The sequence below is a fragment of the Microcystis sp. M061S2 genome (assembly GCF_020245605.1).
Classification (GTDB): domain Bacteria; phylum Cyanobacteriota; class Cyanobacteriia; order Cyanobacteriales; family Microcystaceae; genus Microcystis.
Window position 1 is genome coordinate 22,372 of the sequence record NZ_JADBUP010000086.1, and the last position, 12,048, is coordinate 34,419.

Sequence of the window (12,048 nt, forward strand, 5' to 3'; positions counted from 1 at the left end):
CATGATTCCCTCTTGGTTGCTTATCGGTGTCGTGGGATTTTTGGTAGCGTTAGCTGGGGGATTACTCAATTCTCGCGATGTACGTTGGTTTGCGCGATTGCGTCGTCCCGATTGGTTAACCTTTGAAAGATTAATTCCTCTTATCTGGACAATTATCTATATTTGTGGGGCAATTTCTGCTTATTTAGTCTGGGAAGCTCAACCGGCTAATCGCTGGTTTTTGATGGCTTTTTATCTGTTGGTGGAATTGACTATTACTGCCTATACTCCCGTCACCTGTAAACTACGCAGTCTCAAAGCGGGAACGATTATCGGAGGTACGGGTTTTTTCTTGGGTTGTCTTCTGGCGCTATTGGTTTTCCCTGTTTCTTCTTGGGCGGGCATCCTACTCTTACCCTACCTGATTTGGAGTCCGATCGGTACCTATGTGACTTGGGAAATGATCCATCTCAATCCTAGGGATGTATAGATAGGTAAAGTGGGATGTGTTAAAAATTAACACATCCCACAGGTCTTATTGCCATCTACCAACTTGAAAATCTAGACTGTTTTTTCCGCTCTAACTCGTTCTACCTTTACCTTGGCAGGACTGGAGCAATCAAGGAAGTTAGGAACCTCCTGACGACAGTGAGGACAATACCAGTAGGCACGACCAACCACAAGGTGACGAAGGGTAATTCCCGAACAAGTAGGGCTGCTGTGCATGGATTGTTAGACTAATTTTAAAAGCTTTTAAAATTGTCCTACCTCCTACTGCGATTTTAAACAAAATCGCCGCTCTTTAAATCTATCTTTAGGTAGAAACCTAGTGTTTCTTTCGATAGACTTCCCCGAAAATACCTAAGAATGAGGACGGAAAAGATGGGAATGTTGCGGGTGATAAAGTTGCGATCGAGTTCCTGTAATCTGGTTTAAAGCGGGACTAATTAGATAAAGGGTAGTTCTGGTTAAATTTTCCCGATGGGTTAATCGGGACATCTCTGACAGGGGGACAACCCAGATTTTTTCGTCGGGCCAACCGAGACGGAAACAAACGGCCACCTGTTGCTCTGGTGGGTAGTGTTTTAGGAGTTTTTCCTGGGCCTTGTCAACGTGACGGGCGGCTAAATATAGGCATAAACTGGCTTTATGGGCGGCTAAAGAGGCTAATTCTTCACTTTCTGGCATAGGAGATGCTTTTCCTTCCACCCGGGTTAGAATAATTGTCTGGACTAATTCCGGAATCGTTAATTCTAGGGCCAATTTGGCCGCTAATCCTTGAAAGGCACTAATTCCGGGGATTAGCTGAAAGGGGATATCTGCTGCTGTCAAAAGCTCAATTTGTTCTTGGATGGCACTATAGAGACTTAAATCCCCCGATTGCAGTCGCACCACCGCTAAACCCCGACGCACGCGATCGATCATTAAAGGGATAATTTCTTCTAGGGTGATGCTACTGGTGGGAATTAACTCGGCATCTTTAGGAGTGTCCTCAAGAATCTGTTTGGGGACGAGGGAATCAGCAAAGAGGATGACATCGGCTTTTTGGAGAATTTTATAGGCTTTTACCGTCAATAATTCCGGATCTCCGGGGCCCGCACCAATAAAATAGACGGCCGGGAGGAGACGAGAGGAGTCAATTAAAGTCATACTAAATCCTGTTTAAAAGGGGTGTGGGAAGTGGGGTGTGGGGTGTGGGGTGTGGGGTGTGGGGATGTGGGGAGAATAAATAAAAACAATCTCCTGAATCCTGAATACTGAATCCTATCATTAACCTGAACATTTGTATTTAATTAGGGTGAATGACTATAATTAATGATAAAGCACGGTCAGCATTGACAATGATTAGCGATCAATCCCTCCCCCCCCAAAATATTGAAGCAGAAGAATCTATCTTAGGTGGTATTTTACTAGATCCAAAAGCGTTAGGTAGAATCAGTGATTTTTTAATTCCAGAAGCTTTCTATGTGAAAACCCATCAAGATATTTATCGTGCGGCGCTTGCTTTACAAGGGAAGGGAAAACCGACGGATTTAATGACGGTTAGCAGCTGGTTACAGGATAATCATCTGCTGGAAGAAATCGGGGGAATGCCGCGATTGTTACAATTAATTGAGCGCACTGTCTCGGCTGCTAACATCGATCGCTATGGGGAATTAGTGATGGATAAATATATGCGTCGTCAGTTAATTTCCACCGGGGGAGAAATTATCGAGTTAGCTAGGGATACGACGCTAGAATTAGAAAATGTTTTCGATGAATCGGAACAAAAGATTTTTCGTCTCACCCAAAAACGACCCCAGGAGGGTTTAATTTTTCTGGGGGATACTTTAATCGAAACTTTTAACGAAATTGAGAAGATGCAGGAGACCACCACTCTACCCGGTATCGAAACTCAATTTTATGATCTCGATGCGATGACCAGTGGTTTACAACCCTCGGATTTAGTTATTATCGCGGGTAGGCCTTCCATGGGAAAAACTTCTTTTGCTCTTAATATTGCCTATAATATCGCTCAACAGAATTTACCTGTGGCGGTCTTTAGTTTGGAGATGTCCAAGGAACAATTAGCCCAACGTTTGTTATCGAATGAGGCTAAAATCGAAAGTAATCGGATTCGCTCGGGCCGTTTGGGACAAAATGATTTAGAGAAGGTTCTTGGGGGACTAGAAAAGTTATTAAATTTGCCCATATATATCGATGATAGTGCTAATTTAAGTGTGATTCAAATGCGTTCCCAAGTGCGGCGTTTACAGGCAGAAAAAAAGGGACAAATGGGCTTAGTTTTAATCGATTATCTGCAATTAATGGAAGGTGGAGGTGATAATCGCGTTCAGGAAATTTCTAAAATTACCCGCAGTCTTAAGGGTTTAGCGAGAGAAATTCATGCTCCAGTAATTGCTCTTTCTCAGTTAAGTCGCGCCGTGGAATCTCGCAATAATAAAAGACCGATGATGTCCGATTTACGCGAGTCGGGATGTTTAGCGGGTGATAGTTTAGTTGAGTTAGCCGATCCTCGTGCTAAAGTGCCAATTTGTCAGTTAGTGAATTGCTATAATTTTACGGTTTTTGCTCTTAACGAGGAAACAATGAAATTAGAAAAAGCACTGGTAACTAAGGTCTTTTCCACAGGATTTAAGCCAGTTTTTCGATTAACAACTCGTTTAGGTCGCACGATTAGAACTACAGCCAATCATAAATTTTTGACCGTCCACGGTTGGCAAAGATTAGATGAACTAAATATTGGTAATTATATCGCTTTACCTCGCTCTCTGAGTAATTCAGACCTAACTTTTAATTGGGATGAAGTTATGGCAATTCAAGCGGATGGAGAGACAGAAGTGTATGATTTAACAGTAGATAAACTGCATAATTTTATTGCCAATAATATCATCGTCCATAATAGTATCGAACAGGATGCGGATTTAATTATGATGTTATACCGAGATGAATATTATAACCCCGATAGTCCCGATCGAGGTGTGGCCGAAGTAATTATTACTAAGCATCGTAACGGTCCCACCGGCACAATTAAGCTACTTTTTCAACCAGAATTTACCAAGTTTCTTAATCTTAAACAAAGTCGCTCTAATTATTAAAATGCAAGCAACTATTAATTATATAAAAACCAATTGGCTCTTAATACTTTTGGCAATTATCCTAACTCTCGGTGTCGTTTTTCGTTGGGCAAATATCGATAAAAAAGTCTATTGGCATGATGAATCCTACACCACCATTAGAACCACTGGTTATCAAGCCAAAGAAATCGCTGATACTATCTTTCAAAACCGTCTTTTATCTACCACAGAATTAGGAAAATTTCAGCAGCTTAAACCCGAAAGTAATGTTTTTGATACGATTCAATCTCTCGCTAAAGAAGACCCTCAGCACCCACCTTTATACTTTATTATCTCTCGCTATTGGGAAAAAATATTCGGTTTTTCTCCCGTTTCTTCCCGCAGTTTAGCGATTGTTTTTAGTCTGCTCTCCCTGCCATTTATTTACTATCTATCCCTAGAATTATTTGCAGCAAAGTTAACGGCAATTTTAGCAGTAATTTTATTGGCACTGTCCCCAGTTGATATAATATTTGCTCAAATGTCCCGTCAGTATAGTCTTTTAGTTTTGTTAACGATAATCAGTCAATTAATGCTGTTAAAATGCCTCAAAAAAAGAACTCTTGTTAATTGGTCTTTATACACCTTATCTAATACTCTCGGACTCTACACCCATCTCTTTTTTATTCTCAACTTATTTGCTCAAGCAACCTTGATAATTTGGTATCTTGTTATGAAACCAGAGCGAAAAAATAACTTGATATTTTTCCTGTTATCTGGGTTAACGATGATGATTTTATATATACCCTGGTTACAGGTTTTTTTAACTAACTCTCAAAGGGCCTTTAACTCCACCAGTTGGGCTGCCGTTAACTATCTCGATTGGGGATTGTTCGGTAAATTATGGCTCTTAACTTTTACTTCTCCATTTAGCGATAGCGATTTTGGTTTTAATAACATCTTCACCTATATATATAGACTAATTTTTTTAATCTTAACTATCTATGCTTTTTATCAAGTTTATCGCTACAATAACCCGATAGTTTTTACTTTTCTGATTACCTCAACCCTAGTACCTTTCCTAGCTTTAGTCATTCCCGATCTAATTTTGACCACCACTAGATCAACTGTCACCCGTTATCTAATTGCGACCTTTCCCACTATCTATATAACTGTGGCTTTTTTCTTGTCACAATTGCTTAATCAAGGTAAATTTTCAGGTAAAATTATCTTGACTTTTTTGTTAACTGCTAGTATAATATCGAACTTTAATAATGCTCTTTCCGAAACCAGTTGGGCAAAAGTTCCTAGTTATTGGAATGGCGAAGTTGCCAGAAAAATCAATGCTGTACCCAATGCCATTATTATCAGCGACGAAGGTAATGACTGGACTAACTTAGGTGATTTGCTTTCCCTTAATTATCGTCTTAATTCTGATGTACAATACTTCCTGACTACCACTAACCCTGATACCGATAAGTTAAAAGAAGTTCTAGAAATTCCCCAGACCAACTTATTTCTTTTTCGTCCTTCCAATCGGTTATTACTGGCCCTAGATCAATTCGATATTCGTCTTGATGATTTCTATCCTCAGGGTCAATTGTGGCGAAGGAAGAAATAGGTAAATATATATTTTGTGTCAATCTAGCCTGAAAGAGTTGAGCAAAGCTGTTATTATAACCAGTTAAAACCGTTAATTCTCACCCTAAAGAAATGACTTTTCTAATTCCGACTAGCGTTTGGCGGCAAATTCTTAAAAAGCTCCCTATACTACTATTCTTAACATCTTTTCTGATAGTCGTATTCTTAGGCTATTTTTCCGCTGCTTTCTCTCAAAGTCGGGATACCGATATTCGCGGTGTTTGGATTACCACCAACGATACTGCGATGCTGATGGACAGGGATAAACGACAACAGGCGATCGAGCAATTAGTTAATCTTAATTTTAATGCTATCTATCCCGTGGTCTGGAATTCCGGTTATGCTCTCTATCCTAGCGCGATCGCTCAACGGGAAGGAATACAGCCTTTTGTGCCTACGGGAGCGCAGGGACAAGATATCTTGGCAGAATTGGTGGAACAAACCCGTGGAAGGGGATTATTGGTCATTCCTTGGTTTGAATTTGGATTTATGGCCCCTCCCACCTCTGAATTAGCCTTAAAACATCAGGACTGGTTAACCCAAAAACGCGACGGGGGGACCACTTGGGTGGGGGCAGCCGGTGAGGTGGTGTGGTTGAATCCTTTCCGTCCCGAGGTGCAGAATTTTCTGCGGGAGTTAGTCTTGGAAGTAGTGGGACAATACGATATTAACGGCATCCAATTCGACGATCATCTGAGTTTGCCCAACGAATTCGGCTATGATCCCTATACTATCGCTCTTTATCAACAGGAAACGGAAAAAACGCCCCCGGCTAACCCCCGGGATCCGGAATGGACAAAATGGCGGGCCGATAAAATCACCGCTTTTCTGGCTAATCTCAAAGAATCAATTCAGGCAATTAAACCGAATATACTGCTTTCGATCGCCCCTAATCCCTACGAATTCGCCTATAATGGTCATTTACAGGATTGGCTCGGTTGGGTGCGGCAAGGATTAGTCGATGAGTTAATCGTACAGGTTTATCGTCCCGATCTGCCCAGTTTTCTCAAGCAAATAGAGCGTCCCGAAATTCAGGAAACCCAGCAAACTATCCCCACCGGTGTGGGAGTTTTAACCGGTTTACGCAATCGACCGATTGCCCTACCCTTTATTGAAGAAAAGGTATTGGCTGCTCGTCAACGGGGTTTAGGGGTGATTTTCTTCTTTTATGAAAGTCTCTGGCAGCAAGCTTTGGAACCTCCAGAAACCAGAAAAGCGGCAATTCAAGCGCTGTTTTCCCAACCCATCACTCCCCGTCTTCCTGTGGTGGAAAATATTCCCTTAGTTAGTACACCTGAACCTATTTACCAGCCAGAACCAACCCCCACACCTCCCCCGTTAGCGCCGGACGGGATCGAAATTCCTGTAATTCCCCCTCCGGGTAGTTAATAGCAATTTTTGCCCATCGAAATTATACTAAATCCTGTTTAAAAGGTATAGGAGAGTGGCGGGCTTTTTTTCAGTGTTGCCAAAGGCACGGCGTAGCCGTCCAGTAAACAGTAAACAGTGAAAGGCTGCCAGCTAAAAAGCTTGTCAAGATTGCCGAGAAGCAGCATTTATTCAGAGTAATTCTTTTAGTCCTATGGTGATATAATTTTGAGTTTGATTGGGATTTTGGATAAACCTAACGACGATTTTATCTCGTTCTTCTAATAGGGTTTCTAGGGTTAATAAATCTGATTCTGTAGGTTGAGAGAGAATTTTATATAAGGTACTCTCACTCAAATTATAGTCTGGCTCATTTTCTTTGGCAATCTCACTAATTTCGTTGCGATTATAAAAAATAATTCCTCTGAATTGCACAAATATTTGTGCATTTTGATAGTTTTTCTGGGGATTAGCATGATTATTGAGAGTCAGAAGCATATAGATTCTATTCATCCCGCTTTGAAATTTACCAGCAATCTGCTTTAATGTGCTTTCTTTGTCTTTTTTTGCCTGTAGGGATGCTTTGAGTTCAACTAAACAAATTTGCAGATGATAATTGAGAATTTTACCAGCATCATCGACTTTTCTCTGTAAAACTAATATAGCTTTTTCAGGGGTTTTGCCGGAAGCAGAGATACCGGGTAACTCTTTTTCTAAATTGATAACCCAGATTTTATCTACTTCTGTAGATATATTTTTGTCATTTTTAGACGATAACTGTAAGTGATTAATAACTACTTTCTTTAAATCGCTCTTATTTGTTTCTAGAATTTCAATATACGCATCCTGACTAAGGCAGATTTCTTCAATAAAACCCGATTTTTCTAAAGCTTGATGAAACTCTTGTCTAAGGGAAAATATTTCTTTTTTTGAGTTAGACTTACTCATTCTCTGCTAAATAGATATGGTTGGTTAAAATTTCTCCAGATTTCTGCACAGAGTTGATAACTTCTTTAAAGTTACGAAAATAAACACCATATTGACTGGTTCCATAATCAATAATTTTATCACCCGTGAAAAAGTAAACCCCTAAGTCTTCTTTAGCAATTGAAATTTCTGGATTTAAATTTTTTAATTGATTATCTTCAATGATTTTTGTGACATCAACATCATAACTTTTTAAGGTATGAAGATAAACATAATTGTTGAGAATATCGGTTAAAATCGGGCTATGGGTGGTGATCAAAACCCGATTATCATGCTCGGTGACAAATTGAACTAAAATATCCATTAAGCGAATTTGATTTTCGGGATGCAAATTAACCTCTGGTTCATCTATCATCAAAAAATTGTTTTTTTCCTTTGCCCAATATTTGAGATAAAGATACAAGATAGTCAACTGATTGACTGAAGATGAAGCTAGATACATGGGTAAATCTTTGCTTTCATCGAATTTAAAAGAAAATTGAATAGGTGCGATCGATTCTAGACTAGAAATCGTGATTTCTCCTCCCATTAATCCGATCATCTTTTCAATCAGAGAATTATAAACTGAATTAATTTTTTTCTTGGTATTGAGAGAATAAAGCGACTCAATCACTTTATTCATTGGTTCTGTATAAGACCTTTTGGGTAATTGTTCTTGAAGACGTTTGAATATATCCCGATTAGTATCAACATCATCATCAATATTTTCTATTAATTCTTGCAATCGACGATTATACTCACTTCTTTTATTTCTCTCTATCTCATAAATGTACTGGTAGAAAACAGGAAAAAAGCTACGACTAGCGGGGATAAAAAAAGTATCTTCTGTCTTAGACAAAAGCACTCTTATTATTGAATAAATAATTAGTAATTTTTTGGATGGTTTAGCTCTCTCAAACAAGTCTCTGGGTATTTGATCAAATACTTTCTCAGGTATATTAAGTTCTTTTATATTTATTGTTAGGCTACCTTGGTCTTTGCTAATCTGTAAATACTCCAGATCATTATTTCCTTCAACACTAATCAAAAAAGTTGGTTGAAATTCCGTCTCTTTAAATTCTTTAATATCCGCTTGAAAAATTAATTTATTGGAACTAATAATCGTTTCTTTAATACTGGCATCAAGATTATAAGTATTAACAACTTCTTTTTCAATAAATCGGCTAAATTTATTGAGAATCTCATCGATTAATTCTTGATTGATCGTAATTTTTTTAATAGGTTTTTCCGAGTCAATTACTAAAGAATCAATTTCGGTATTTTCGGAAAACTTTCTAATATTGTCATGATTAAAAATTGTCCATAAAAGCTGAGAAACTAGGGTTTTGCCACTATTGTTGTAGCCAATAAAAGTATAAAACTTCTTGGTTAAATCTATAGCTTGATTATTATTTCTAATTGATCCCAAATTCTTGATCAGTAGTTCCATATTATTTTTACCAATCACACCGAGAGGATAACTAATTTTTAAAGGTGGACAAAATGCCCACCCTTAAAACTATTGTAAACTGCTAGTTAACTGACTTTTGGCCTTAGCTAAAGCTTCGCTTAACTTACTAGCATCCCGTCCCCCAGCTTGAGCTAAATTGGGACGACCACCACCACCACCGGCGCAGATTTTAGCGATCGCACCGATAAATTTACCCGCTTGTAAACCCTTATCTTTAATCACCCGGGGACTAAAAGCGGCCACTAAACTCACTTTATCAGCTGCGGGAGTCGAGGCCAAAACCACTGCCCCTTCCCCTAATTTTTGCTGTAGTCTTTCGGCTGCAGCCATCAAAGCATTAGCATCAATATCACCCAAAGAAGCGACTAATAGCTTAAATTCGCCGATAGATTCAGCTTGAGATAGCAAAGCATCCGATTTATTTAGCGCCAACTCCTGTTTAACCGCTTCTAACTGCTTTTGTGTCCCCTTTAACTCCGATTGTAGGGCCGTAATGCGATCGGGAATTTCCAGAGGTTTGACCTTAAAGCGATCGCACAAGTCCCGCACTACCTGATCCCGTTCATTCAGGTATGCTAACACGGCGGGGCCAGCCACCGCTTCGATGCGACGAATTCCCGCAGCGATTCCCGTCTCGGAGATGATTTTAAATAAACCGATCTCGGCGGTATTTTTAACGTGAGTTCCCCCGCATAATTCCATAGAAACGCTAGGAATATCGATAACTCGCACTTCTGAGCCGTATTTCTCGCCAAACATGGCAATAGCTCCCTTTTGCTTCGCTTCTTCCAATCCCATCACCGCTATCTCGGTGTCATGCGCTTCGGCAATCCAAGTGTTAATCTGTTCTTCCACCTGTTGCAATTCAGAGCTAGTCAGGGGACGAGGACAGTTAAAATCAAAACGGAGGCGCTCAAAACTGACGAGGGAACCTGCTTGGGAAATCCCAGCATCGACAAGCTTTTTCAAGGCCGATTGTAGCAGATGGGTGGCGGTATGATTAGCTTGAGCGCGACGACGACAGGAGCGATCAATCTGAGCATTAATTGTATCGCCGGTGGTGACAATTCCCCGCTCCACCCGACCAAAATGGATAAAAATCCCCGATTCTTTCTGCACATCCTCCACGCGGATAAGCAGATTATCGCCGGTTAAATAACCCTTATCACCGATTTGTCCACCCGATTCGGCGTAAAAAGGGGTTTGATCGAGAACTACCTGCACCTCAGTGCCTGCTGCGGCCGATTCCACCGTTTTACCAGCGACTAAAACCGCCTTTACTGTTGCGGTTGCTTGCAAATCCGTATAACCGAGAAATTCCGTCGGGTGAATATGTTCCGCCAGCTTATCTAAACTACCCTGTACCGTCAAATCTATGGTTTCGTGGGCGGCTTTTGATCTTTGCTGCTGTTTTTTCATTTCCTGCTCGAAACCCGCCGTATCGACGCTTAAACCCTGCTCCTCAGCAATTTCTTGAGTAAGTTCTAGGGGGAAGCCATAGGTATCATAAAGGGTAAAGGCATCGACTCCCGAAATCTGGCTTTTTTCTTTTTCTAGAATCGATTCGAGCAGTTTCTCGCCTCTTTCTAGGGTTTCTAAAAATCTCGCTTCCTCTCGTTCTAATTCTGCCTTGATCACCGTTTCTCGTTCCCGAACATTGCCATAGACGGATTCGGAAAGAGCGATCGCAACTTCCGCCACTTTGGTGATAAATTGACCTTCAATACCGATTAAACGCCCGTGCCGTACTACTCTACGAATCAGACGACGCAAGACGTAACCTCTGTCATTATTCGATGCTGAGATACCATCCGCTATCATGTGTACTACCGAACGCACATGATCGCCGATGACTTTTAGGGAAACTTTCGTTTTTTCGTCCGCTTTCTGGTAGTCTATGGCTGCTAACCGGGCCGCTTCAGCGACAATCGGGAAAATTAGGTCAGTTTCGTAGTTATTGGCGACTTTTTGCAGGATTTGCGCCATCCGTTCCAAACCCATCCCCGTATCGATATTTTTATTGGCCAGGGGTGTCAGATTGCCATCCGCGTCGCGGTTATACTGCATGAAGACGAGGTTATAAAACTCGATAAAACGGCTATCATCCTCTAAATCGATGGTTTTATCCCCTAATTCCGGGTGAAAATCGTAGTAAATTTCCGAACAGGGACCACAGGGACCCGTGGGACCCGATACCCAAAAGTTATCCGCTTCGCCCATTTTTTGGATACGATGGGCAGGAATACCGATTTTATCGCGCCAGATAGCGAAAGCTTCCTCATCCTCTCTAAAGACACTAACGACTAATCTTTCGGGGGGAAGGTTAAAAACTTCTGTGGACAATTCCCAGGCCCAGGCGATCGCTTGTTCTTTAAAATAATCACCAAAGCTAAAATTGCCCAACATCTCAAAAAAAGTATGGTGTCTAGCAGTCCGGCCGACATTTTCGATATCGTTGGTGCGAATACATTTTTGGGAAGTGGTAGCGCGGGGAAATTCCGGGGTCTTTTGCCCCAAGAAAATCGGCTTAAAAGGGAGCATTCCCGCAATAGTCAGCAAAACGGTGGGGTCTTCTGGTACTAGAGAGGCACTAGGGAGAATTTTATGGTTTCTGGCCGCAAAAAAGTCTAAAAATCGCTGGCGAATCTCGCTTCCGCTTAGGTGGTTACTCATAGAAGATATCAGTTAGTCAGAAAATGCCTATTTTATCCATTGTGGCATTTTTGCGTTTTAACTCTCCACCTTTACTCTCGCGCCGCTTGTCGGACCTGTTCTAAGTCTAAATCCAAAGCTTGAGCGATTTGTTCCACACTTAAACCCAAAGCAAGCAAACGGGGAATAGATTCCAGTTTTCCTTGCTGTCGTCCTTCCTGTCGTCCCTCCTGTTTAGTTGCTTCCTTCCATTCCTGATAGGTTTGAGATAAAGTCATAAACACCTCTCTATCTTCAGTTTCTAGGATGTTATTTATTTCCATACTAACCCGCCAACTAATTAATAATTCCAAGACATTTTCCCGGAAAGCATTACCTTGAGGTAATTCTAACAATTCTCGCACCGCTTGGTCT

The 12,048-nt window shown here is 40.8% G+C and carries 10 protein-coding genes; 4 read left to right on the forward strand and 6 right to left on the reverse strand.

What is annotated here, in order from left to right; translation table 11 throughout:
- The first annotated feature begins 1 nt into the window (after position 1).
- A complete protein-coding gene (locus tag IM475_RS15520; protein ID WP_002757008.1) occupies positions 2-469 on the forward strand; it encodes a TspO/MBR family protein in 468 nt (155 codons plus the stop codon).
- Positions 470-540: 71 nt separating this feature from the next.
- Here the strand turns inward: IM475_RS15520 and IM475_RS15525 are convergent, their stop codons facing one another.
- Positions 541-705 (reverse strand): hypothetical protein, encoded by a 165-nt coding sequence (locus IM475_RS15525; protein ID WP_287728142.1) that lies wholly within the window; start codon positions 703-705, stop codon positions 541-543.
- Between the two features lie 135 nt (positions 706-840).
- The gene (gene cobM / locus IM475_RS15530) at positions 841-1,629 is read right to left on the reverse strand and encodes a precorrin-4 C(11)-methyltransferase (protein ID WP_287728143.1); all 789 of its coding nucleotides are present in this window, start codon (positions 1,627-1,629) and stop codon (positions 841-843) included.
- Positions 1,630-1,820: 191 nt separating this feature from the next.
- Here cobM and dnaB point away from each other — a divergent pair, with 191 nt between their 5' ends.
- From dnaB to IM475_RS15545, 3 genes are all read left to right on the forward strand, one after another.
- Complete coding sequence (dnaB, locus tag IM475_RS15535; RefSeq protein WP_287728144.1) at positions 1,821-3,578, forward strand: replicative DNA helicase; 1,758 nt, start codon at positions 1,821-1,823, stop codon at positions 3,576-3,578.
- A gap of 1 nt (position 3,579) precedes the next feature.
- Positions 3,580-5,157 carry a glycosyltransferase family 39 protein gene (locus IM475_RS15540; protein WP_287728145.1) on the forward strand — a complete coding sequence of 526 codons (1,578 nt, stop codon included), beginning with the start codon at positions 3,580-3,582 and terminating at the stop codon, positions 5,155-5,157.
- Positions 5,158-5,249: 92 nt separating this feature from the next.
- Entirely contained in the window at positions 5,250-6,566 is a 1,317-nt protein-coding gene (locus IM475_RS15545; RefSeq protein WP_287657970.1) for a family 10 glycosylhydrolase, read from the forward strand.
- A gap of 171 nt (positions 6,567-6,737) precedes the next feature.
- On the opposite strand, the gene IM475_RS15550 is transcribed toward IM475_RS15545, so the two are convergent.
- From IM475_RS15550 to IM475_RS15565, 4 genes are all read right to left on the reverse strand, one after another.
- A complete protein-coding gene (locus tag IM475_RS15550; protein ID WP_287728146.1) occupies positions 6,738-7,493 on the reverse strand; it encodes a hypothetical protein in 756 nt (251 codons plus the stop codon).
- Entirely contained in the window at positions 7,486-8,961 is a 1,476-nt protein-coding gene (locus tag IM475_RS15555) for an AAA family ATPase (protein WP_287728147.1), read from the reverse strand. Before IM475_RS15555 ends, IM475_RS15550 begins: the two co-directional genes overlap by 8 nt.
- Before the next feature lie 69 nt (positions 8,962-9,030).
- On the reverse strand, positions 9,031-11,655 hold the full coding sequence (alaS, locus tag IM475_RS15560) for an alanine--tRNA ligase (protein ID WP_502865721.1): 2,625 nt from the start codon (positions 11,653-11,655) through the stop codon (positions 9,031-9,033).
- Positions 11,656-11,726: 71 nt separating this feature from the next.
- The coding region (locus tag IM475_RS15565) for an Rpn family recombination-promoting nuclease/putative transposase (protein WP_287728148.1) at positions 11,727-12,048 on the reverse strand (322 nt) is incomplete at its 5' end.

What these genes read in the sequence shown, in the direction of transcription:
- dnaB (WP_287728144.1), top strand. Translation starts at nt 1,821, where the DNA reads ATGATTAGCGATCAATCCCTCCCCCCCCAAAATATTGAAGCAGAAGAA.
- IM475_RS15540 (WP_287728145.1), top strand. Translation starts at nt 3,580, where the DNA reads ATGCAAGCAACTATTAATTATATAAAAACCAATTGGCTCTTAATACTT.
- IM475_RS15520 (WP_002757008.1), top strand. Translation starts at nt 2, where the DNA reads ATGATTCCCTCTTGGTTGCTTATCGGTGTCGTGGGATTTTTGGTAGCG.
- cobM (WP_287728143.1), bottom strand. Translation starts at nt 1,629, where the DNA reads ATGACTTTAATTGACTCCTCTCGTCTCCTCCCGGCCGTCTATTTTATT.
- IM475_RS15555 (WP_287728147.1), bottom strand. Translation starts at nt 8,961, where the DNA reads ATGGAACTACTGATCAAGAATTTGGGATCAATTAGAAATAATAATCAA.
- IM475_RS15525 (WP_287728142.1), bottom strand. Translation starts at nt 705, where the DNA reads ATGCACAGCAGCCCTACTTGTTCGGGAATTACCCTTCGTCACCTTGTG.
- IM475_RS15545 (WP_287657970.1), top strand. Translation starts at nt 5,250, where the DNA reads ATGACTTTTCTAATTCCGACTAGCGTTTGGCGGCAAATTCTTAAAAAG.
- alaS (WP_502865721.1), bottom strand. Translation starts at nt 11,655, where the DNA reads ATGAGTAACCACCTAAGCGGAAGCGAGATTCGCCAGCGATTTTTAGAC.
- IM475_RS15550 (WP_287728146.1), bottom strand. Translation starts at nt 7,493, where the DNA reads ATGAGTAAGTCTAACTCAAAAAAAGAAATATTTTCCCTTAGACAAGAG.